The organism is Streptomyces sp. NBC_01476, assembly GCF_036227265.1.
Classification (GTDB): Bacteria; Actinomycetota; Actinomycetes; order Streptomycetales; family Streptomycetaceae; genus Actinacidiphila.
In genome coordinates, this window is record NZ_CP109446.1 from 7882840 (window position 1) to 7904498 (window position 21659).

General features: G+C 72.1%; 20 protein-coding genes. 17 read left to right on the top strand and 3 right to left on the bottom strand.

Going from position 1 to position 21659, the window contains the following annotated elements:
• Positions 1-71 precede the first annotated feature (71 nt).
• Positions 72-413 (top strand): hypothetical protein, encoded by a 342-nt coding sequence (locus tag OG552_RS34135; RefSeq protein WP_329139688.1) that lies wholly within the window; start codon positions 72-74, stop codon positions 411-413.
• A gap of 95 nt (positions 414-508) precedes the next feature.
• Here OG552_RS34135 and OG552_RS34140 read toward each other — a convergent pair whose 3' ends face one another.
• Positions 509-832, bottom strand: coding sequence for an L-rhamnose mutarotase (locus tag OG552_RS34140; RefSeq protein WP_329139689.1), 324 nt, complete (start codon positions 830-832; stop codon positions 509-511).
• A gap of 320 nt (positions 833-1152) precedes the next feature.
• Here OG552_RS34140 and OG552_RS34145 point away from each other — a divergent pair, with 320 nt between their 5' ends.
• The 6 genes from OG552_RS34145 (at position 1153) to OG552_RS34170 (ending at position 9865) form a co-directional block, all read left to right on the top strand.
• Complete coding sequence (locus OG552_RS34145; RefSeq protein ID WP_329139691.1) at positions 1153-2004, top strand: FadR/GntR family transcriptional regulator; 852 nt, start codon at positions 1153-1155, stop codon at positions 2002-2004.
• 111 nt (positions 2005-2115) lie between these two features.
• Positions 2116-5418, top strand: a complete 3303-nt coding sequence (locus OG552_RS34150; protein ID WP_329139694.1) for a discoidin domain-containing protein — start codon at positions 2116-2118, stop codon at positions 5416-5418.
• Between the two features lie 70 nt (positions 5419-5488).
• Positions 5489-6586: an enolase C-terminal domain-like protein gene (locus OG552_RS34155; RefSeq protein WP_329139696.1), complete on the top strand. Its 1098-nt coding sequence runs from the start codon at positions 5489-5491 to the stop codon at positions 6584-6586.
• Between the two features lie 50 nt (positions 6587-6636).
• Positions 6637-8025 carry an ABC transporter substrate-binding protein gene (locus OG552_RS34160; RefSeq protein ID WP_329139698.1) on the top strand — a complete coding sequence of 463 codons (1389 nt, stop codon included), beginning with the start codon at positions 6637-6639 and terminating at the stop codon, positions 8023-8025.
• Positions 8022-8954, top strand: a complete 933-nt coding sequence (locus tag OG552_RS34165; protein ID WP_329139700.1) for a carbohydrate ABC transporter permease — start codon at positions 8022-8024, stop codon at positions 8952-8954. Before OG552_RS34160 ends, OG552_RS34165 begins: the two co-directional genes overlap by 4 nt.
• Positions 8951-9865, top strand: a complete 915-nt coding sequence (locus OG552_RS34170; protein ID WP_329139702.1) for a carbohydrate ABC transporter permease — start codon at positions 8951-8953, stop codon at positions 9863-9865. The genes OG552_RS34165 and OG552_RS34170 overlap by 4 nt, the downstream gene beginning before the upstream one ends.
• Positions 9866-9901: 36 nt before the next feature.
• Here OG552_RS34170 and OG552_RS34175 read toward each other — a convergent pair whose 3' ends face one another.
• On the bottom strand, positions 9902-10750 hold the full coding sequence (locus tag OG552_RS34175; protein WP_329139704.1) for a prephenate dehydratase: 849 nt from the start codon (positions 10748-10750) through the stop codon (positions 9902-9904).
• Between the two features lie 287 nt (positions 10751-11037).
• Between OG552_RS34175 and OG552_RS34180 the strand changes: the two genes are divergently transcribed.
• Positions 11038-12240, top strand: coding sequence for a cysteine desulfurase-like protein (locus OG552_RS34180; protein ID WP_329139706.1), 1203 nt, complete (start codon positions 11038-11040; stop codon positions 12238-12240).
• A gap of 43 nt (positions 12241-12283) precedes the next feature.
• Here the strand turns inward: OG552_RS34180 and OG552_RS34185 are convergent, their stop codons facing one another.
• The gene (locus OG552_RS34185) at positions 12284-12697 is read right to left on the bottom strand and encodes a TIGR03668 family PPOX class F420-dependent oxidoreductase (RefSeq protein ID WP_329139708.1); all 414 of its coding nucleotides are present in this window, start codon (positions 12695-12697) and stop codon (positions 12284-12286) included.
• A 157-nt stretch (positions 12698-12854) separates the two neighbouring features.
• On the opposite strand from OG552_RS34185, the gene OG552_RS34190 reads away from it, so the two are divergent.
• From OG552_RS34190 to OG552_RS34235, 9 genes are all read left to right on the top strand, one after another.
• Positions 12855-13007, top strand: coding sequence for a hypothetical protein (locus OG552_RS34190; protein ID WP_329139711.1), 153 nt, complete (start codon positions 12855-12857; stop codon positions 13005-13007).
• A 168-nt stretch (positions 13008-13175) separates the two neighbouring features.
• Positions 13176-13925: an alpha/beta hydrolase gene (locus tag OG552_RS34195; protein WP_329139713.1), complete on the top strand. Its 750-nt coding sequence runs from the start codon at positions 13176-13178 to the stop codon at positions 13923-13925.
• Positions 13922-15868 (top strand): rhodanese-like domain-containing protein, encoded by a 1947-nt coding sequence (locus tag OG552_RS36565; RefSeq protein WP_443071108.1) that lies wholly within the window; start codon positions 13922-13924, stop codon positions 15866-15868. The genes OG552_RS34195 and OG552_RS36565 overlap by 4 nt, the downstream gene beginning before the upstream one ends.
• The gene (locus tag OG552_RS34210; RefSeq protein ID WP_329139715.1) at positions 15865-16779 is read left to right on the top strand and encodes an ABC transporter permease; all 915 of its coding nucleotides are present in this window, start codon (positions 15865-15867) and stop codon (positions 16777-16779) included. Before OG552_RS36565 ends, OG552_RS34210 begins: the two co-directional genes overlap by 4 nt.
• A 2-nt stretch (positions 16780-16781) precedes the next feature.
• Positions 16782-17588 (top strand): ABC transporter ATP-binding protein, encoded by an 807-nt coding sequence (locus OG552_RS34215; protein ID WP_329139717.1) that lies wholly within the window; start codon positions 16782-16784, stop codon positions 17586-17588.
• Between the two features lie 69 nt (positions 17589-17657).
• Entirely contained in the window at positions 17658-18677 is a 1020-nt protein-coding gene (locus OG552_RS34220; RefSeq protein ID WP_329139718.1) for an ABC transporter substrate-binding protein, read from the top strand.
• A 13-nt stretch (positions 18678-18690) separates the two neighbouring features.
• Entirely contained in the window at positions 18691-19833 is a 1143-nt protein-coding gene (locus OG552_RS34225) for an LLM class flavin-dependent oxidoreductase (RefSeq protein ID WP_329139720.1), read from the top strand.
• Between the two features lie 44 nt (positions 19834-19877).
• The gene (locus tag OG552_RS34230; RefSeq protein ID WP_329139722.1) at positions 19878-20318 is read left to right on the top strand and encodes an acyl-CoA dehydrogenase family protein; all 441 of its coding nucleotides are present in this window, start codon (positions 19878-19880) and stop codon (positions 20316-20318) included.
• Positions 20315-21649: an FAD-binding oxidoreductase gene (locus tag OG552_RS34235; RefSeq protein ID WP_329139724.1), complete on the top strand. Its 1335-nt coding sequence runs from the start codon at positions 20315-20317 to the stop codon at positions 21647-21649. Before OG552_RS34230 ends, OG552_RS34235 begins: the two co-directional genes overlap by 4 nt.
• The last annotated feature ends 10 nt before the right edge of the window (positions 21650-21659 follow it).

Below are 21659 nucleotides of genomic sequence, written 5' to 3' on the forward strand. Positions count from 1 at the left end.
GCCGACAGTGAGGCCACCCAGGTTCCCGCGGGTTCGGCGGGTTCCACCGGAGCACCGAGGAAGGCATCGAGATGAAGCAGAAGATCGTGGTCGCGGCGACTGCGGCCGTCATCGTCCTGGGCGCGGGCGCGTACACGGCGGTGGCCGCGGGCACCGACGACCGCCCCGGCCCGTCCGTCACGACCCCGGCCACGACCCGGGCGACGACCCCGGCCACCACTTTGCCCACCACCCCGCCCACCACTCCGCCCGCACCCACTGCGACGCCGGACCGCCACGGGGGCCGTACCACCCCGGACGACAACCCGGGCGCGTACGACCGGCGGGGCGGAGAGGGGACGGACGACAACCCCGGGGCGCATCACCAGCGGGGCCGCGGGGACGGCGGGCGGCACGGGGGGCGTGACGCCTAGAGGCCGGCTGAGCGGACTTTCGCGGTGGGGGCGACCTGACACGGTCGCCCCCACCGCTGCGTGCCGGGCCGGCACCGGCCCGCCGGCGGCCGGTGTCAGTCGAGGTGGAAGACCTCTTCGGCCGGCGCCCACCACTCGCCTTCCGCCGCGGTGCCGAGAGGCTGCTGGCAGGGGTCGGTGAGCTTCCACCACTCACGGGTCGCCGGGTCCGCGGCTATCGCCGCGGTGTCTGCCTCGTAGTCGTCGCCGGTGTACTCCAGGTAGCTGAAGAGCAGCCCGTCCCTGAGGAAGATCGAGTAGTTGCCGATGTGCGCCCGCCGGAGTGCGGCGAGCACATCGGGCCAGGCGGCGGCGTGCAGGGCCCGGTACTCGGCCTCCTTCTCGGGACGCAACCGGATCACGGCGGCCATTCGGCGCATGGGGACCTTCCTACCGGGTGGCTCGTCGGCGGGGCACGGCGCGGCGGCCCCGCCCGTAGAGTGCGGGCGCTGGATCTGCGCCACCCTACTCCGCCGAGAAGAGTCTGCTTCATGTGATGCTCAGGACCCTATGGATCTGCTTCTTGTCGGACAAGAGCCCGCATCCGGTCGGCGAAATTTCCGCCAATACGTCCGTAAAACATCCGATTTGGAGGAGCGAGTGGATGAATTTCGAACCAAGGTCTTCCCTTCGCTTAACACCGCTGTCATAGTGGCGGCGCAAATGAATCTGATTCATCTCATGGTGAGGAGGTCGCCCGATGCCAGGTGAAGAGCAGCCACCCACCAGGGGAAGTGACCAGACGTCAGGCCGCTACCGTCCGGGCTACGAACTCGTCGCGGAGCAACTGCTGACCTACATCGCCGAGCAGAACCTGCGGCCCGGCGACCGGCTCCCCACCGAGCAGGGGCTCGCGCAGATCCTGGGCGCCACCCGGAACGTCACCCGCGAGGGCGTCAAGGTGCTCGCCGCACTCGGGCGGGTCAGCGTCCGGCGCGGTGCCGGCATCTTCGTCGCCGAGTCGCCCGGCGGGATCGCCGACGACCACCTCGCCCACTTCCAGCCCACCCGTATGGAGCATGTGCTGATGCTCCTCGACTACCGGACCGTGATCGAGTCGGAGACCGCCCGCCGGGCGGCGGCCCTGGCCACCCCGATCCAGGTGCGCGACATCAAGGAGAGCGCGCAACTGTCGCTGGACACCGGGCAGGTACAGGACGTGGACGCCTTCGCCGCGGCCGACGCCCGGTTCCACGACGCGGTCGGCGTCGCGGCGCACAACGTCTTCCTGCGGGCGAGCGTCGGCAATGTGCGCCGCCTGGCCGCGCAGTCCGACGTCCTGCTCTTCCACGGGGACGTACCCGGTTCGCTGGCCGTCGCCGGCCGGCAGCACCTGGCCATCGCCGAGGCGGTCGCGGCCGGCGAGGCCGACCGCGCCGCGGAACTGATGGCCGAGCACATCGCCACCACCCGCCACCAGTTCGAACGCAAGATCCGCGACCGGCTCTTCAACCTCTCCGAGCGTCCCGGCGAGAGAGCCCCGTCCGTTCCCGAGCCCCGGGACGCGGCAGCACCGCAGCAGCAACCGCCACCGGAGACGTCCGTCTCCTGAGCCGGTCGGGCGCCGGCGACCACGACCCGTGGACAGAGCCGCCCAACGCCAGGGAGCCCGGGCCACCGCCCGGGCTCCCGGAACCACCATCCCGCAGGCGATTGGAAACCCGTGTCGACCCCCTCTGCTCCATATCGCACTCCAGTCCGAAAAAGAGGGCTGAGAGCCATCGTCGCCGTCCTGGCCCTGGCCGGCGCCGCGATACCCCTCGGCGCCGGCTCCGCGCAGGCGTCCTCGCACCAGCCCCCCGCCAGGACCGTCTACGTCTCGCCGGTCTCCGGCCACGACACCGGGGCCGGCAGCAGCGCGCACCCGTTCAAGACCCTCCAGCACGCCCGGGACTTCGTCCGCACCATCAACCACCACCTCGACCGTGACATCCACGTCGAACTGCGGGAGGGCACCTACCAGTTGCCCGCCACCTTCACCCTGACCGGCCAGGACTCCGGCACCGGCGGCCACCGGATCGTCTACGAGGCCGCCCCCGGCGCCCACCCGGTGATCAGCGGCGGCAGCCAGGTCACCGGCTGGACCCTCGCCGACCCGGCACACCACGTCTACAAGGCGCACGTCGGCAGCCTCGACACCCGGCAGCTCTACGTCAACGGCTCGCTGGAGACCCGCGCCCGCGGTCCGGAGAACCCGCCCGGGTTCACCAAGACCGCGACCGGCTACACCATCACCGACACCAGCCTCGACGCGTACAAGAACCCGTCGGACCTGGAAATCGTCAGCCGCTGGGGCTGGATGATGTACCGCTGCCCGGTGCAGTCGGTCTCCGGCACCACCCTGACGATGCAGCAGCCCTGCTTCCACAACGCCAACCTCCACGAGGGCCAGGAGATCCAGAACCCGACCTGGCTGGAGAACGCCCGCGAGCTGCTGGACACCCCCGGCGAGTGGTACCTCGACCGGAGCAAGGGCGACCTCTACTACATGCCCGAGGCCGGCCAGGACCTGCGGACCGCCACCGTCACCGTGCCGCGCGTCCAGGATCTCGTCGACCTCGACGGCACCCCCGGCCACCCGGTGAGCGGCATCTCCTTCAAGGGCCTCACCTTCTCCTACGCCACCTGGCTCGCGCCCAGTTCGCCGGACGGCGTGGTCGAGGGCCAGGCCGGCTTCCGAATCGTCGGCGACGACAATCCGGACTTCGACTCGACCCGGCTGAAGTGGGTCAAGACCCCCGGCGCGGTCAACGTCGGCTACGGACACGGCATTTCCTTCGAGGACAACACCTTCACCCACCTCGGCGCGGTCGGGCTCAACCTGAACACCGGCACCCAGGGCACCGTGATCAAGGGCAACGTCTTCAAGGAGATCGCGGCCACCGGCATCCAGATCGGCGGCACCGACGTCATCGACGCCCACCCCGACGACCCCCGCTCGATCACCAAGGACAACACGGTGACCGACAACGTCGTCACCGATGTCGCCGACCAGTACAACGGCTCGCTGGGCATCCTCGCCGGCTACACCGACCACACCGTGATCACCCACAACAAGGTCTACGACCTGCCCTACAGCGGCATCTCCGTCGGCTGGGGCTGGGGCCTGACCGACAAGGGCGGCGACTCCAACTACCCCGGCAACTCCGGGGTCCCGGTCTGGGACACACCGACCACCAGCCGCGACAACGTGATCAGCGACAACGAGATCAGCGACATCATGCAGCACCAGGCGGACGGCGGCGCGATCTACACCCTCAGCGCCAACCCCGGTGGTGTGGTCTCGGGCAACTACATCCGCGGCATCCCCTCGCAGGCCTACGGTGCCATCTACCAGGACGAGGGCAGCCGTTACTGGCACACCACGCAGAACGCCTTCTGCGACGTGGCCTACCAGTGGCTGCTGCTCAACCACGGCATGGACATCACCGCGGACCACAACTTCACCACCACCTCCGCCTACAGCGCCCAGTTCAACAGCACCGACGACACCATCAGCGGCAACACGACCGTCGACAGCTGCGCCCAGCTCCCGGCCTCCATCGTGAAGAACGCCGGCCTGGAGCCCGCCTACCAGCACCTCGACCCCGACCCGGTGAGCACCGACCACCAGGCGCCCACCGCGCCCGGCACTCCCACCGCCGTCGCCGACTTCCCGACCGTCGCCGACCTCAGCTGGCCGGCCGCGACCGACAGCACCGGCGTCACCGGTTACGCGATCCGCCGGGACGGCGTGCTGGTCAGCGCCTCCACCGGCACCTCCGCCCGTATCCCCGGCCTGACCGGCGGAGCGACGTACCACTTCACCGTCACCGCCCGGGACGCGGCGGGCAACGAGTCGCGGCCCAGCACACCGGTCACCGTCACGATGCCCGCGGGCACCGACCTGGCGCAGGGCAAGACGGTCACCGTCTCGTCGTACTCCGACCCCAACACCCCTGACCTGGCGGTCGACGGTGATCTGTCGACCCGCTGGGCGCAGGGCCTGGGCCTGCCCGACCCGTCCTGGATCCAGGTCGACCTCGGCGCGCAGTACGACGTCAGCGGCGCCATCACCACCTTCGAGAAGGCGAGCGGTTACCGCTACCGCATCGAGGTCTCCCCGGACGAGGCGCACTGGACCACCCTGGACGACCACACCGCGGCCGCCACCACCGATGCGACCAACTACGCACCGGCCACCGGTGATGTCACCGGCCGCTATGTGCGGCTGACGGTCACCGGCTCCAGCTTCAACGGCGGCAGCGTCTACGAACTCCAGGTCTACGGAACCGCGTTGCCGCCGAGCACCGACCACCAGGCGCCGACCGCGCCCGGCCGGCCCACCGTCACCCCGGTACTGCCCAGCGTCGCCGACCTCAGCTGGCCGGCCGCGACCGACGACACCGGCGTCACCAGCTACGCGGTCTACCAGGACGGCAAGCGGATCGCCGTCACCGGCGCCACCACCCTGCGGGTCGGCGCACTGACCCCGCAGCAGGACTACGGCTTCACGGTCGTCGCCCGCGACGCGGCACTCAACGCCTCCCCGGCTTCCCCCGGAGCCACCGTCACCATGCCCGCCGACCACGACCTGGCACAGGGCAAGACGGTCACCGCGTCGTCGTACTCCGACCCCAACACCCCCGGCCTGGCGGTCGACGGTGATCTGTCGACCCGCTGGGCGCAGGGCCTGGGCCTGCCCGACCCGTCCTGGATCCAGGTCGACCTCGGGGCGGTGACCCAGGTCTCCAGCGTGGTCACCACCTTCGAGAAGCCCAGCGGCTACAAGTACCTGCTGGAGTACTCCACCGACGGCGCCGACTGGTCGACGCTCGACGACCACACCGCGGACTCCACCTCCGCCGCGGCGAACTACTCCTTCCCCGCCGCCCCGGTCGCCGCCCGCTACCTGCGGCTGACCGTCACCGGCTCCAGCTTCAACGGCGGCAGCGTCTGCGAACTCCAGGCGTACGGGGGCTTCTGACCCCGTCGCCGGCAGCCGCGCCCGCCGGCCCGACCACCACAGCAGCAGCTCACAGAGGCAGAAAGCACGGATGAAGATCACTCATGTCGAAGTCCACCGGATCGACGTTCCCGCGGCCGATCCGCCCTTCCGCTGGCGGGAGGGACTGAGCGGCAGCGCTCCGGTGGGTGACGGCGCGGTCCTGCGGATCGGCACCGACGAGGGCGCCGAGGGGGTGGCGCTGTTCGCCCGGCCGGGAGCGGCCGCCACCTTGCAGGACCTGGTGGACCGGGTCTTCCGCGACGAACTCGTCGGCCAGGACCCGCTGCGCCGCGAATGGCTCTGGCACCGGGTGTGGGAGCTCGACCGCATCCACGAACTCCCGCTCCCCACCCTCGGCCTCATCGACACCGCCCTGTGGGACCTGGCCGGACGGATCGACGGCCGCCCGGTCTGGCAGCTGCTCGGCGGCTTCCGCGACGCCATCCCCGCCTACGCCTCCACCTCCACCTTCGCCACGACCGAGGAGTTCCTCGACGTCGCGGACCAGTGCCTCGAACTCGGCTACCGCGGCATCAAACTGCACGCCTGGGGCGATGCCCGCCGGGACGCGGCGCTCTGCCTGGCCCTGCGCGAGCACGTCGGCCCCGACGTACCGCTGATGTACGACGGCTCGGCCGGCTTCGACCTGCCCGACGCGATCCGCCTGGGCAAGGCCCTCGCCGAGGCGGACTACCTCTGGTACGAGGAGCCGATCCGCGAGTTCAGCATCAGCGCGTACCGGACCCTGGCCGCGTCCGTCACCGTGCCGCTGCTGGTCGCCGAGACCTCCGACGGCGTCCACATGAACTCCGCCGACTTCATCCGGGCCGGCGCCGCCACCTTCGGGGTACGGGCAGGCACCACCCTGCGCGGCGGCATCACCGGGGCCATGCGCACCGCCCACCTGGCCGACGCCTTCCGGCTGCGCGCCGAGGTGCACGGCTCCGACATCCCCAACCACCACCTGTGCATGGCGATCTCCAACACCACGTACTACGAGTCCCTCGTCACCGCGACGAGGGTGGTGCGCGAGCGCCATGTGGACAGCCGCGGGCTCGTCCACGCGCCCACCGGCCCCGGTATCGCCCTTCCGCTCGACTACGGCTACGGACCCGAACTCCAGCGCTTCGTCGAGCAGCCCAGCTGAACCGCCGAACACGAACAGATGTGAACCGACGTGAACAGAAAGGCAAGACGATGAGGTCTTCCGGATCTCCGAGAACCGGCCTGCGCCGCACCGCCGTACGGGCCGGCGCCGCGCTGCTGGCCATGGTGACCGCCACCGTGCTGGCCGGCTGTGCCAGCGCCGACACCGCGCCGAAGTCGGACACGGCCGGGCAGTCGGCGTTCAAGCCGGCCCCCCAGAAGGACGGTTCCCAGATCACCGTCTGGGCGGACTCCACCCGCCTGCCGGCGGTGCAGGCGTACCAGAAGTCCCACCCCGGCGTGAAGATGAAGATCGTCACCTACGACGGCGGCGCGGACGGCTCCACCTACCTGCAGACGAAGGTCCAGCTCTTCGACCGGACCGGCAGCGGGTGGCCCGATGTCGTCTTCGGCACCCCGACCGACGTCACCTGGGCCTCGGCCCCCACCAAGCCGGGTGCGACCCCGTTCGCGGCGCCCCTGGACCAGAAGCTGGTGCCGCAGAGCACGCTGGACGGTTTCGCCAAGGGCTCGCTGACCCCCTGCCAGTTCAACGGCCACACCTACTGCCTGCGCAACGACATCGCCCAGGTCGTGCTCTGGTACAACAAGAAGCTGATGGACCAGTGGGGATACCAGGTCCCCACCACCTGGGCGCAGTACGAGGCGCTCGGCGAGCAGGTCGCCAAGGAGCACCCCGGGTACCTGGTCGGCTCGGTCGGCGACACCAACTCCCAGGAGTCGTACCTGTGGTCCAGCCAGTGCCCGGCGTTCAGCCTGGTCAAGGCGGACACCCTGCGGGTGGCGCTGCAGGACCCGAAGTGCACCCGGATGGCGACGCTGCTCGACAAGCTGATAGCCGCCAAGGCCGTCACCACACAGGGCTTCTTCAGCCAGGGCTTCGCCAAGAGCGGCGGCTCGAAGGTCCTGATGGCCTACGGTCCCTCGTGGTACGGCCAGTACCTGTTCAAGGCCGCCTTCAACACCCCCGCCAAGCAGATGGCCGCTGCGCCGCCGCTGACCTGGCCCGGTGAGACCACCGCCTCGACCGGCAACGTCGGCGGCGGCGTGTGGATGGTCTCGGCGCACAGCGCCAACCTCAAGGCGTCCACCGACCTGGCCGCCTGGCTCACCACCTCCAACGACAACCAGGCGTCGGCGCCCACCTACCCCGCCTACACCGCGGCGGCCACCGCGTGGCTGGCCAACCCGGCCAACCGCGACTACTTCGCCACCGACGTCAGCGGCCCGTTCCAGCAGGCGGCCGGCGAGGTGTGGACCGGCTGGTCGAACACCAAGTTCTCCGACGCGACCGCCTGGTCCAGCGTCGTCCTGCCGGCGCTGACCGCGGGCAAGACCCTCACCGAGACGCTGCCCGCCTGGCAGAGCGCGATCAGCGACGAGGCCAAGGCCGACGGATACCAGGTGACCAACCAATGACGCTGCCGGCCACCCGGCGCGTCACCGTCTCCACCCCCCGCCGCGGCACCTCGCCGCGGCGGCGGGCGGGCGGGGCCGCGGGCTACTTCTTCATCGCCGGATACACGCTCCTGCTGCTCGCCTTCGGCGTCTTTCCCACCTGCTACGCCTTCTATCTGGCTTTCACCAACGACGCGGGCCAGTTCACCGGGCTCAACCAGTTCACCAAGGTGGCGCGGGACTACCGCTTCGTGCCCGCCTTCAGCCATGTGCTGGTCTACCTGGTGATGTGGCTCGTCGTCCTGGTGGTCCTCACCGTGCTGACCGCCGTCGTGCTGCGCGGCCGGGTCCGCCCCGGCCTGTCGGCGCTGCTGCGGTTCCTCTACTACATCCCCGGCGCACTGGCCGGCGTCGCCAGCGTCCTGGTGTGGCTCTTCATGCTCGACCCCGACGTCAGTCCGGTCTCCTGGCTGCTGAAGTCGTTCGGCCTGGACAGCTTCGCCGCGGTGCTCGCACCCGGCAATCTGCCGGTGATCTTCGTACTGATCGCCTTCTGGACCGGCGCCGGCGGGTGGATGGTCGTGATGTACGGGGCGCTGAACAACATCCCCGACGAGGTGCTGGAAGCCGCCCGGATGGACGGCGCCGGGCCCTGGCGGACCGCCTGGTACATCCAGATCCCGATGATCAAGCAGTGGATCGCCTATATGACGATCCTCGCCTTCGCGGCCGGCACCCAGTTGTTCGTCGAGCCGCAACTCCTGCAGACCGCCAGCCTCGGCCGGGTCAGCCCCGCCTGGTCGCCCAACCAGCTCGCGTACGTCTACGCCTTCCAGCAGGGCGACTTCAACGGCGCCGCCGCGATCTCGGTCTTCCTGCTGGCCCTCGGTCTGCTCTGCGCCGGGCTGCTGGTGGCCCGCTCGGACATGTTCACGTTGGATGAGAAATGACCCAGACCACCCTGCCCCTGAGCGCGCCGGGCCGGCGCGCCACGCCGTCGCGTGCCGTCTCGGTCGCGGTCGTCGCCGTCCTGCTGGCCGCGCTGCTGGTGTTCTTCGTGCTGCCGGTGATCTGGCTGCTGCTGGCGCCGTCGAAGACCGCCGGCCAGATCGTGCACGACAACCCGCTCTCCTTCGGCTCCTTCCAGCAGATCGGCGCGGCCTGGCGGCACCTGTTCGCCTTCCAGGACGGCGCGGTGCTGATCTGGCTGCGGAACTCCGCGGTCTACTCGGTCGGTTCGCTGGTGCTGACGCTGCTCACCAGCCTGCCGGCCGGTTACGCCCTGGCCCTGACCCGGTTCCGCGGGCGCAAGACGCTGCTGGTCATCACGCTGGTGACGATGATCATGCCGTCGGCGACGCTGGTGCTGCCGATCTTCCTGGAGCTCAACCGGTTCCACCTCATCGGCACCGTCTGGTCGGTGATCCTGCCGTTCTCGTTCTACCCGTTCGGCGTGTACCTGGTGTACATCTACTTCGCCACGAGCCTGCCGCGCGACCTGCTGTCGGCGGCCAGGATCGACGGCTGCAGCGAGTGGCAGCTCTTCACCCGGATCGCCCTGCCGCTGGCGAAGCCGGTCGTCGGGCTGGTGGCGTTCTTCAGTTTCGTCGGCAACTGGAACAACTTCTTCCTGCCGTACCTGGTCCTCCCCAACAGCGACGAGTTCCCGATCCAGGTCGGCCTGAACCAACTGCTCAGCTCCACCCCGTCGTTCAACCCGGTGGCAGGAGCCGGTCTGAACATCACCATCCCCGAACTCTCGCTGGCGATCATCGTCGCCATCCTGCCGGTCCTGGTCCTCTTCCTCTTCTCGCAGCGCACCCTGGTCTCCGGCATGCTGGCCGGCGCGACGAAGGAGTGAAGGCGGACGGCCCGGCGGGGCGGGAGCGCCGGAGCCCTACGCGCCGCGGCTGACCAGGCGGTGCGGGTGCGCGGGATACACGCCGAGGTTGCGTACCTCGGAGGAGAAGAAGGCGAGCTCCTCCAGCGCCAGCGCCACCCGCGGTTCTTCGGCGTGGCCGTCGATCTCGATGTAGAACCGGCTGGCGTGGAGCCCGGCGCCCATCTGGTAGCTCTCGATCTTGGTGATGTTGACGGCGTTGCTGGAGAAGCCGCCCAGCGCCTTGTACAGCGCGCTGGGGATGTTGCGGACGGTGAAGAACAAGCTGGTGACCATCGGGCCGTCGCCGACACCGGGGTGCACGGCCTGCCGGGAGAGCACGATGAAGCGGGTGGTGTTGTCGTGTTCGTCCTCGACCCCGTCCAGCAGGATGTCGAGACCGTACTGCGCCGCCGCGGCGGGGGGTGCCAGTGCGCCGTGGCGGGCGTCGCCCAGCTCGGCTACCTCCCGGGCGGCGCCCGCCGTGTCGTCGCTCACCAGGGTGCGCCAGCCGCCGTCGCGCAGGACCTTCCGGCACTGGCCCAGGGCGTGCACATGGCTGCGGACGGTTTCGAGCTGTGCCGGCGAGGTGCCGCTCGGTGCCATCAGCGCGAAACGGATCGGCAGGAAGTACTCGGCCACGATGGACAGGCCCGACTCGGGCAGCAGGTGGTGCACGTCGGCCACCCGGCCGGCCGCCGAGTTGTCCACCGGGATCACCGCCACGTCGGCCACCCCTTGGGTGACCGCGTCCATGGCCTGCTCGAAGGTGCGGCAGGGCAGCCGCGTGCCGCCCGGGTAGAGGGCTTCCGCCGCGATGGCCGAATTCGAGCCGGGCTCGCCCTGATAGGCGGTGACGGTGGTCATGTCCACGAGATTCCTTGCGTGTGCGGCGCCGACGGCGGTCCGGCGGACCGGCTCCGCGGGACCGGCGCCGCGGGTCGGCGACGCGGCTCCGCGGCAAGCCACTGACATCGTATGACGCGGCGCCGCTGTCCCCCGAATCGGGCCCGCGAGGCGGCAGCGGGCGTTCGGCTTTCACCCGCGTGTGCAACTGTTGCCGGCGACGGCAAACCGCTGGTGCACGTCTGGAGTCGCTGTCACGCCTTTCGGGCTCCTGGCTCTGGCCATCGCCCACCGGGGAGGATGAGCACATGCCCTTCGACATCGCACAGGTCCGCAGCGAATTCCCCGCCCTCGCCGAAGGGGTGGCCCACTTCGACGGACCTGGCGGTTCGCAGGTGCCGCGTGCGGTCGGGCAGGCCGTCGCCGAGACGCTGTGCAGCGGCATCGCCAACCGCGGGGCGGTCACCGCCGCCGAGCGGCGGGCGGAAGCCGTGGTCACCGGCGCCCGCGCGGCCGTCGCCGACCTGCTGGGCTGCCGGCCCGCAGGCGTGGTGTTCGCCCGGTCGATGACCCAGGCGACGTACGACATGGCCCGGGCGCTCGCCAAGGGATGGAGCGGCGGGGACGAGGTGGTGGTGACCCGGCTGGACCACGACGCCAACATCCGCCCCTGGGTGGCCGCGGCGGAAGCGGCCGGCGCGACCGTGCGATGGGCCGACTTCGACCCCGGCACCGGCCGCCTCACGGTGGACGACGTGGCCGCCGTACTCTCCCCCCGGACCCGCCTGGTGGCGGTGACCGCCGCGTCGAATCTGCTCGGGACCCGCCCGGACATCCCGGCCGTCGCGGCGGCGGCCCACGCGGTGGGGGCCCTGGTCTACGTGGACGGGGTCCATCTGACGCCGCACGCGCCGGTCTCGATGGCGGACCTGGGCGCGGACTTCTACGCGTGCTCGCCGTACAAGTTCTTCGGCCCCCACCACGGAGTGCTGGCCGCCGCCCCCGAACTGCTGGAAACGGTCCACCCCGACAAGCTGCAGCCGTCCACCGATGCCGTCCCCGAGCGCTTCGAACTCGGCACGCTGCCCTATGAGTTGCTGGCCGGAACCACGGCCGCCGTCGACTTCGCCGCGGCGCTCGGCGGGAGCCGCGACGGCTCCCGCCGCACCCGCCTGCTGGACTCGATGCGGCAGGTCGAGACGTACGAGGCGGAACTCTTCGCACGGCTCCTCGATGGCCTCGCGGCGATCGGCGCGGTGACCCTCCACGGCTCGCCCGGGGACCGCACCCCCACCGCGCTCTTCTCCGTGGCCGGCCGCTCGCCCCAGGAGGTGTACGAGCACCTCGCGGCCCTCGGTGTGAACGCCCCGGCCGGCAGCTTCTACGCGATCGAGCCGGCCCGCCGCATCGGCCTCGGCGCCGCCGGCGCGGTCCGCGCCGGCATCTCCCCGTACAACACCACCGACGACGTCGACCGGCTGCTGGCCGGAGTCGCCTCCGCCGCCCGCTGACCGGCCCCGGGCGATCCGCCGGCCCCCTGACGACGCCGGCCGGTCAGTCGCTGAAGGCCCAGCCGGTCCAGTGGTGAACCTCGATGGTGACGAGCGGGCCCTGCGGAGGTGCCTCGGCGTACTGGGGGTATTTGCGGCGGAGTCCGGCCACCGCGCGCTCGTCCGGCGCGCTGTGGACGCGCGCGCGGCCGTCGGCGCGGGTCCACCACAGGGTGGACCAGTCGGCGGCGTAGTGGTCGGCGAGGACCGCCACCGCGGGGTTCTGCGTGATGTTCCGCAGCCGCCGCAGATCGGTCGAGCGCTTGGGTTTGTGGTCGACGGCGAACCAGATCGTGTCGCCGTCCACCGCGAAGGTGATGGGCACGATGTGCGGCACTCCGGCCGCGTCGGCGGTCGCCAGCCGGGCGACGGGGGAGCCGGCGAAGCGCCGGCGGACCTCGGCCACGGAGAGGTTCATACCGCGAACGTACCCACCCGGGCGGGCCCGGACGGCACGCGACGCCCGGTCGCAGGCCCGGAAGACAGCCGGCATCACGACCGATCGCAAAACGTGATCGATCCCGATCAGGAATCGGCGTTGGACGGCGGCGCCCCGGTCCTGCATGCTCATGGACATGATGACCCACGTGCTCGCGAGGAGGTCCGGACCCGCTCCGGTCCGCGATGCCGTGTGCGGTCCGGTCGGCGCCAAGGCCGCGCCGCGACTGACCCAGCGCCGGGTGATCGACTTCGGCACCGCCACGTCCGCGCGCTGTCGTCGCGGCTGACGTTCCCTTCGGTACGGATCACGCCGCCGGGCGCTTCCCGCGCGGCATGAAGGTCCGCGCCCTCCCCCTGCCCTGACCGGCACCTCTGCCGGCCCGTCAGCCACGGGCCGCGCCCCCCTGCCGCACCGCTCCCCGCCGGGCGGCCGTTTCTGTCGCGAGGACCCCTTCATGACTTCCGTCAGCACAGTTCCCGCCGTCGTCGCCTGGGACAATCCACCTCATCTCGCCCCGCGTGGCACCGTCGTGCTGCTGCCCGGGCGGGGCGAGGACCCGCGGCTGTACGAACGCTTCGGGTCGCGGATCGGCGCCGACGCCTACCGGGTGCGGGCCGTGGCCGACCCGACGCGCTGGCCGCAGGACGCCGCTGAGCAGGTGCGGCAGCTGCGCGCGGACAAGGAGTCGCCGCGGCCGTTCGTACTCGCCGGGTCCGACGCCGGAGCGCTCTTCGCGGTCGGGCTGGCGGCCGGTGGTGACGTGGAGGTGGACGCCCTGCTGCTGGCCGGGCTGCCGGTCCCGCAGCAGGAGCAGACCACTGTCCCGTGGGAGGACGAACTCGCCGCGCGGACCTCCTGCCCGACCCACCGCGGCCGGCTCGAAGCAGCCGGCCGGGTCGAGCGAGGCGCCCTGTACGCGCCGCTGCCCCCCGCCTGGTTCGAACGCGCGGACCTGGCCGCCATCAGCGTCCCGGTGCTCGCACTGCACGGCGCCGAGGACCCCGTCAGCCCGCCGGCCCACGCACGCGCCGCCTACGCCGCAGCCCCCGCCGCCGAACTGGTCACCCTGGTCGGCGGCCGGCACGACGCCCTCAACGACATCTCGCACCGCACCAGCGCCGCCACCGTGCTGCTCTTCCTGGAACGGCTGCGCGCCGGCGCGGACGCCCCGGCCGTCGCCGTCCGAGAGGAGCTGCACCCGTGACCCGCTATGTGATCATCGGCGCGGGCGCGGTGGGCGTCACCTTCGCCGAGGCGCTGCACCGCGCCGGTGCCGACGTCCTGCTGGTGGCCCGCGGCCGGCAGCTCGCCGCGCTGCGCGAGCACCGGCTGCGCCTGGTCCGGCCGGACGGCACAACGGACGTGACCGTGCCGTACGCCGGCGGCCCGGACGAGGTGACGCTCACCGGGGACGACGCACTGGTCCTCGCGGTGAAGTCGCAGGACACCGAGCGGACCGTGGCGGAATGGGCCTGGCAACCGGTGACCCGGCACGACGGCGGCCGGTCGACCGCCGCCGCAGAACTGCCTGTCGTGGTCCCGCAGAACGGTCTGGAGAGCGAGCGCATCGCGCTGCGCCGCTTCGCCGACGTGCTGGGCGCGAGCGTATGGGTGCCCGCGGTGTACGTCGAGGAAGGCGTCGTGATCTCACCCGCCGCCCCGACCCCGGCGGCGCTGTGGATCGGCCGCTACCCGGCCGGTGCCGACCATCCGCTGCTCGGCCGGCTGGCCGCGGACCTGCGCGCCGCCGACTTCGCGGTGCGGGTGGTCCCGGACATCATCGGGTGGAAGACCGCCAAGCTGATCGGCAACACCGTCAACGGACTGGAGGCGCTGTACCGTCCCGGCGCGCTCCGCGACGCGGCCGCGGCGCTGCTCGCCGAAGAGGCCAGGGACGTCCTCGCCGCCGCCGGACTGCCCGTGGCGGACCGCGACGCACCGGGCGGACCCGACCTGTCCGGACTCACCCTCCACGACATCCCCGGCTTTCCCCGCGGGGGCAACTCCACCTGGCAGAGCGTGGCCCGGGCCGGTTCGCTGGAAGTCGACCATCTCAACGGCGAGATCGTGCTCCAGGCGCGCCTGGCCGGACGGACGGCGCCCGCCAACTCCGCGGTCGTGGCACGCCTGCGGCGGGCGGTCCGGGAGGGCACGCCGGCCGGCTCCCTCGGCGACGCCGACCTCGCGGCCACCGTCCCCGGCCTCCCGCCCCGGGTGCTGATCTCCGCCCCCGACCTGCGCGCGGAGACCGCCGGCGACCACCCGCCCGTCCTGCTCGACGTCCGCTGGGCACTGGGCGACCCCGACGGCCGCGGCCACTACCGGCGCGGGCACATCCCCTCGGCGGTCTACGCCGACCTGGACACCGAACTGGCCGCGCCCGCCACTCCGGCCGCGGGCAGGCACCCGCTGCCCGACCCGGCGGCACTCCAGCAGGCGGCCCGCCGCTGGGGCATCACTGCGGACCGCCCTGTCGTGGTCTACGACGACGCCGGGGGACTGGCCGCGGCCCGGGCCTGGTGGCTGCTGCGCTGGGCGGGCGTCGCCGACGTCCGGATCCTCGACGGCTCCCTCGCCGCCTGGCGGGCCATCGGCGGTCCCCTGGCCGAGGGCGACGAGACCGCCGCGGCGCCCGGTGACATCGTGCTCGCCCCCGGGCGGCTGCCGGTGCTCACCGCCGACCAGGCCGCCGGACTGCCCCGTCACGGCGTCCTGCTGGATGCCCGGGCGGGGGAGCGCTACCGCGGGGAGACCGAGCCGGTGGACCCGCGGGCAGGTCACATCCCCGGCGCGATCAGCGCGCCCACCGCCGAGAACCTCGACGGGGCGGGCCGGTTCACCGGCGTCGAGGAGACCCGTAAGCGCTTCGCCGTCCTGGGGGCCGGCGACGGCCGGCCGGTCGGCGTGTACTGCGGGTCCGGCGTCACCGCGGCCCACCAGATCGCCGCGCTGGCGAACGCCGGCATCGAGGCCGCGCTCTACCCCGGCTCGTGGTCGGCATGGTCCGCCGACCCGCTGCGCCCGGTCGCGACCGGGCCCGAACCGGGTGGGGCCGGACCTGAACCGGGCAGGACGGGATCTGAACCGGGCGGGGCCGACGACCGGCACGCACCGAGCGTGCCAGAAACCCTGGGGGGAGAGCGATGAGCACCAGTGAGATGTCCCGGCCGGCCGGCCCTGCGGGCCCGGTGGGCAAGCCGGCCGAAGAGCCGCCCGCCGACGGCGGCGCCCAGCCGCCGGCGACGCTCGGCGGCGGGTCCGAGACGATCCGTCCGGCGCACGAGAGCACCCGCCGGCCCATCCCCCGGCCGGTCCGCCGCGCCTTCGGCCCGGTCGGCGCGCTGCTGCTGTGGTGGCTGCTCGGCAGGACCGGCGTCCTGTCCCCCGACACCCTCGCCTCGCCAGTCGCGGTCTTCCGCAAAGGCGGGGACCTGACCACCGGCGGGCAGCTCGGCTCGGCGATCTGGGCGTCCACCCAGCGCGTGGTCGAGGGCTTCCTGATCGGTGCGGTCGCCGGCACCTCGCTCGCCCTGCTCGCCGGGCTCTTCCGGCTCGGCGAGGACCTCATCGACGCCACCGTCGGCATGCTCCGGGCGCTGCCCTGGGTCGGCCTGATCCCGCTGTTCATCGTCTGGTTCGGCATCGACGAGAAACCGAAGATCGCCCTGGTGGTGATCGCGGTGACCTTCCCGCTCTACTTCAACATCTACGCCGGCATCCGCGGCGTCGACTCCCAGCTTGTGGAGGCCGGCACCGTCCTGGGCCTGAACAGGTGGGGGCAGATCCGGCACATCGTGCTACCCGGCGCCCTGCCCAGCGCACTGGTCGGCCTGCGCTACGCCCTCGGCAGCGCCTGGCTCGCCCTGGTCTTCGCCGAGCAGATCAACGCCACCAACGGCATCGGCTACCTGATGAACAACGCCGAGCAGTTCTTCCAGACCGACGTGATCGTGGTCTGTCTGGTCGTCTACGCCGTCCTCGGCCTGGTCAGCGACCTGATCGTCCGGCTGGCCACCACGTACCTGCTCTCCTGGCGCGCATCCTTCGACGGAGCATGACGATGACCACTCACCCAGCGCACTCCGCCCCGGCCGCCGGCTCCGCTCTCGACCCCGCCGCCGACACCGCTCCCGACTCCGTGGCCGAACCAGCGGCCGACACCTCCGTCCGGGTCAGGGGACTGGTCCGCGCCTTCGGCGAGCGCCGGGTGATCGACGGGCTCGACCTCGACATCAGGCCCGGCGAGTTCGTCGCCCTCCTCGGCCACAGCGGCTGCGGCAAGAGCACCCTGCTGCGGGTCCTCGCCGGTCTCGACCGCGACATCGAAGGCACGGTCACGGTGCCCCGCCGCCGCGCGGTGGCCTTCCAGGCGCCCCGGCTGCTGCCGTGGAAGAAGGTGTGGCGCAACGTCGTCCTCGGGCTTCCCGGCCGGGCCGACCGGGAACTCGCCGATCGCTACCTCGCCGAGGTGGGACTGACCGAACGCGCCTCGGTGTGGCCCAAGACGCTCTCCGGCGGCGAGGCCCAGCGCGTCTCACTGGCCCGGGCGCTGGTCCGCCGGCCCGATCTGCTGCTGCTCGACGAGCCGTTCGGCGCGCTCGACGCACTGACCCGGGTCAACGCCCAGCGCCTGGTGGGTGAGTTGTGGACCCGGCACAACTGCGGCGTCCTGCTGGTCACCCACGACGTGGAGGAGGCGGTGCTCCTCGCCGACCGGGTGCTCGTCATGCGGGACGGCGGCATCGCCCACGAGACGGTGGTCGGCCTGCCCCGGCCCCGTGACATCGGATCGCCGCAGTTCGTGGCGCTGCGTACCGACCTGCTGGCCAAGCTCGGCGTCGGGGACCGCGAACCGGCCGGCGCCTGAGCCGCCCTCCGCCGCCCTCCATCGCCCCCTGCCCGTAACGACCTTCTCGTACCGACCCTGAGGACACTCATGCCCCGCTCCGCCCTGCGGCTCTTCGCCGCGCTCTCCGCCGCCCTGGCCCTCAGCGTCTCCCTGGCCGCCTGCGGTGACTCCCCGAAGAAGGACACCGCAGTCCCCGCCGCCGACGGGCGCCCCGATCTGTCCGGCGTCACCCTCACCCTCGGCGACCAGGCCAACGGACTGCAGACCCTGCTCACCGCGGCCGGCACCCTCAAGGGCGCCCCCTACAAGGTGAAGTGGGCCGAGTTCCAGGGCGCGGCACCGCTCTTCCAGGCCATGCAGAGCGGCCAGGTCGACACCGGAACCGCCGCCGACCTGCCGACGCTGCAAGCGATCAGCGGCGGTCTGAAGATCAAACTCGTCGCCGCCGCCACCTCCAACGGAGCCGGCACCGCGATCATCGCCCGGCCCGGTTCCCCGGTGAAGACGGTCCAGGACCTCAAGGGCAAGGACGTGGTGGTCTCCTCGGCCAAGGGCAGCATCGCCGAGTACCTGCTGGCCAAGGTGCTCACCGACGCCGGGCTGAAGTACTCCGACGTCCATGTGCAGTACCTGCTGCCGACCGCCGCGCAGGCCGCGTTCAACGCCGGGAAGATCCAGACCTGGGCGACCTTCGGCATCTACCAGGACATCGCGGTGCAGAAGGGTGCCCGGATCGTCGTCGACGGCCGGGACGGCCGCACCAGCGGCGTCGGCTTCATCTCCGCCGCGCAGTCCTCGGTCGCCGACCCGGCCCGCAAGGCCGCCATCGCCGACTTCCTCAACCGGCTCTCCGCCGCCTACACCTGGACCACCGCGCACGCCGACGAGTACGCGCACGTCTTCTCCCAGAAGAACGGTGTGCCCGCCGACGTGGCCAGGACGGTCGTCTCCCAGGGCGCGAGCGCCCTCCAGCCGGTCTCACCCGACATCACCGCGAAGGTGCAGGGCGTCTCCGACCTGATGCACCGGATCGGTTCGCTGCCCACCGGCGTACAGGTGGCCGGCACGGCCGACACCTCCCTGTACCCCCACTCCCCGGCCAAGTGATCGGAGCCCCGCCATGCCCGTCGAGTTCATCAGCGCCACCCACACCACCAACACCACCGAGGCGAGCGGTCCGGGCCGGCACGCCGGCTTCGACGTCGACTACACCCGCCGCTTCGTACGGGCCCTCGACGACGGCGGCTTCGACTGGACGCTGGTCGCCTACAGTTCGGCGAGTGTCGACGCAGAACAGGTCGCCCAGTTCGTCGTGAACAACTCCGAGCGGATCAAGCCGATGCTGGCCCACCGGCCCGGCTTCGTCTTCCCCACCCGGGTCGCCAAAGCACTGGCCACCATCGACCGGATCGGGCGCGGGCGGCTCGGCCTGCACATCATCTCCGGCGGCAACGACCGCGAACAGGCCCGCGAGGGCGACTATCTGACGAAGGCCCAGCGGTACGCCAGGTCGGAGGAGTTCATCACCGTCCTGCGCGAGGTGTGGTCCGCGACCGGCCCGATCAGCCACGAGGGGCGGTTCTACCGGTTCGAGGACTTCGCCACCGAGATCAAGCCCTACCAGGACACCATCCCGGTCTCGGTCGGCGGCTCCTCCCGCGAGGCGTACGAGGTCGGCGGCCGACAGGGGGACATCTTCGGGCTCTGGGGAGAACCGCTGAAGGAGACCGCCGAGCAGATCGCCTCGGTCAACGCGGTCGCCGACGCGGCGGGCCGCCCGCACCCGCGGATCTGGGTCTCCTTCCGGCCCATCGTCGCCGCGACCGACGAACTGGCCTGGGAGAAGGCGCACGAGACCCTGAGCAAGGTGCGGCAGACCGTGGCCGCCGCACCCAAGGGCGCCCGCTACCCCGTGCCCGGCGACGGCGTCCCCGCCAACGCCGGTTCGCAGCGGCTGCTGGAGGTCGCCGCCCGCGGTGAACTCCACGACCGGGCGCTGTGGACGCCGCTGGTCACCGCGACCAACGCGGCAGGCAGCTCCACCGCGCTGGTCGGCAGCTACGAAACCGTCGCCAAGGCGCTGCTGGACTACGTGGACATCGGCTGCGAACTGCTCTCCATCCGCGGCTACGACCCGCTCAACGACGCGATCGACTACGCCCGTTACGTACTGCCGCTGGTCCGCCAGGAGCTGGCCCACCGTGCCGCGACCGGCGCGGCAGGCGCCGGCTCCCGGGGCGAACCGCTCGCCGCGGCCGGCTGACCCCACCGCCCGTTCCGCCCCGCGACACGACAAGGACCCCGCCCGTGCCCAGACCCCGTACCACCGCGCCGCCCCTCGCCCCGGCCGGCCACGACCGCAGCGGGGCCTTCCCGCACACGGCCATCCAGGCGGTGCACGACGCCGGACTGCTCACCGCGGACCGCTTCAAGCAGGCCGCGGGGGAGATCGGGACGCTGCTCTCCACCGCGGAACAGCTGATCTCCGGCGCCACCGGCCGGCTGGACCGGGCGGTCCCGGTGTCCGGCGCCGAGGCCCTGGCCGCCAAGGTGATCGCCGTACGCCATGCCACCGCCGCCGTCCAGGCCGGCGTGCGGCTGCTCGGCAACCCCGGGCTCGCCCAGGACAGCCCCTTGGAACGGCACTTCCGCGACATCCAGTCGGCCGGCGTGCACGCCTCGCAGGAGGACACCGCACTGCCCGGCATCGGAGCAGAGGTACCCGCCGCCTCCGGAGCGTCCTCATGAGCGGGCCCGCCCTGCCCGACGGCCGCTTCGCCACCGACCGCGAAACGGTGGACGCCCACCGGCTCGACCGGTCCGGCTGGGTGCCCGCCGGCCGGCCGCTCGGCGTGGCCCTGGCCGCATCCGTGGCCGATGTGCGGGCGGTGCTCCGCCACGCGAGCGCGACCGGCACACCGGTCGTCGTCCGCGGCGCCGGCACCGGCCTGTCCGGCGCGGCGGCGGCCACCGACGGCAGCATCGTGCTCGACGTCAGCCGGCTGAACCGGATCACCGAGATCTCGGTGGCCGACCAACTCGCCGTCGTGGAGCCCGGGGTCATCACCGCCGACCTGGACCGGGCCGCCGCCGCGCACGGCCTGCGCTACGCGCCCGACCCGGCGAGCGCCGCGATCTCCACCATCGGCGGCAACATCGCCACCAACGCCGGCGGCCTGCGCTGCGCGAAGTACGGGGTGACCCGCGACTCGGTGCTCTCCCTGGATGTGGTGCTCGCCGACGGCGAGGTGATCAGCACCGGCCACCGCACCGTCAAGAACGTCACCGGCTACGACCTCACGGGCCTGTTCACCGGCTCCGAGGGCACCCTCGGGGTGATTGTCGGCGCGACGGTGAGACTGCGTCCGCTGCCGGCCGGGACGGCCACCGTGGCCGCCTGGTTCGACGACATCGCCGCGGCGGCCGCCGCGGTCACCGCGATCGCGGCCGCCGGAGTACAGCCGGCCGTCGCGGAACTCCTCGACGCGCCGACCCTGGCCGCCGTCGAACGGATCACGCCGGGCGGACCCGCGGCCGGTGCCTTCCTGCTCGTGCAGACCGACGGACCCGCCGCCGCCACCGAGGCGGACCAGGTCCTGGCGGTGCTCGGCGACCGCACCGCCCGGGTCTTCGCCGCCCGGGACGACGCCGAGGCCGAACAGCTGCTGGCGGTGCGCCGCCAGGCGCTGCCCGCCCTGGAACGGCTCGGCCGGGTACTGATCGAGGACGTCGCGGTCCCGCGCTCCCGGCTCGCCGAAGCCGTCGAGGAGATCCAGGCGATCTCCAAGCGTCACGCCGTGCCGGTGTTCACCATGGCCCACGCCGCCGACGGCAATCTGCACCCGATCCTGGTGGTGGACCGGGACCGCGAGCTGGACGACGAGGTGTGGGCCGCAGCCGACGCGATCTTCACCATGGCACTGGACCTGGGCGGCACCCTCACCGGTGAGCACGGTGTCGGCGTGCTCAAGCGCACCTGGCTCGGGAACGACCTGGGGGAGCGGAACCTGGCGCTCCAGCGGCGGTTGCGCGCGGTCTTCGACCCGGCCGGGATCCTCAACCCGGGCAAGGCCGTATGACCGCCCGGCG

Bases quoted from the DNA above. Each gene is read 5' to 3' on its own strand.
- OG552_RS34135 (WP_329139688.1), top strand. From the start codon at position 72: ATGAAGCAGAAGATCGTGGTCGCGGCGACTGCGGCCGTCATCGTCCTG.
- OG552_RS34140 (WP_329139689.1), bottom strand. From the start codon at position 832: ATGCGCCGAATGGCCGCCGTGATCCGGTTGCGTCCCGAGAAGGAGGCC.
- OG552_RS34145 (WP_329139691.1), top strand. From the start codon at position 1,153: ATGCCAGGTGAAGAGCAGCCACCCACCAGGGGAAGTGACCAGACGTCA.
- OG552_RS34155 (WP_329139696.1), top strand. From the start codon at position 5,489: ATGAAGATCACTCATGTCGAAGTCCACCGGATCGACGTTCCCGCGGCC.
- OG552_RS34160 (WP_329139698.1), top strand. From the start codon at position 6,637: ATGAGGTCTTCCGGATCTCCGAGAACCGGCCTGCGCCGCACCGCCGTA.
- OG552_RS34165 (WP_329139700.1), top strand. From the start codon at position 8,022: ATGACGCTGCCGGCCACCCGGCGCGTCACCGTCTCCACCCCCCGCCGC.
- OG552_RS34170 (WP_329139702.1), top strand. From the start codon at position 8,951: ATGACCCAGACCACCCTGCCCCTGAGCGCGCCGGGCCGGCGCGCCACG.
- OG552_RS34175 (WP_329139704.1), bottom strand. From the start codon at position 10,750: ATGACCACCGTCACCGCCTATCAGGGCGAGCCCGGCTCGAATTCGGCC.
- OG552_RS34180 (WP_329139706.1), top strand. From the start codon at position 11,038: ATGCCCTTCGACATCGCACAGGTCCGCAGCGAATTCCCCGCCCTCGCC.
- OG552_RS34185 (WP_329139708.1), bottom strand. From the start codon at position 12,697: ATGAACCTCTCCGTGGCCGAGGTCCGCCGGCGCTTCGCCGGCTCCCCC.
- OG552_RS34190 (WP_329139711.1), top strand. From the start codon at position 12,855: ATGATGACCCACGTGCTCGCGAGGAGGTCCGGACCCGCTCCGGTCCGC.
- OG552_RS34195 (WP_329139713.1), top strand. From the start codon at position 13,176: ATGACTTCCGTCAGCACAGTTCCCGCCGTCGTCGCCTGGGACAATCCA.
- OG552_RS34210 (WP_329139715.1), top strand. From the start codon at position 15,865: ATGAGCACCAGTGAGATGTCCCGGCCGGCCGGCCCTGCGGGCCCGGTG.
- OG552_RS34215 (WP_329139717.1), top strand. From the start codon at position 16,782: ATGACCACTCACCCAGCGCACTCCGCCCCGGCCGCCGGCTCCGCTCTC.
- OG552_RS34220 (WP_329139718.1), top strand. From the start codon at position 17,658: ATGCCCCGCTCCGCCCTGCGGCTCTTCGCCGCGCTCTCCGCCGCCCTG.
- OG552_RS34225 (WP_329139720.1), top strand. From the start codon at position 18,691: ATGCCCGTCGAGTTCATCAGCGCCACCCACACCACCAACACCACCGAG.
- OG552_RS34235 (WP_329139724.1), top strand. From the start codon at position 20,315: ATGAGCGGGCCCGCCCTGCCCGACGGCCGCTTCGCCACCGACCGCGAA.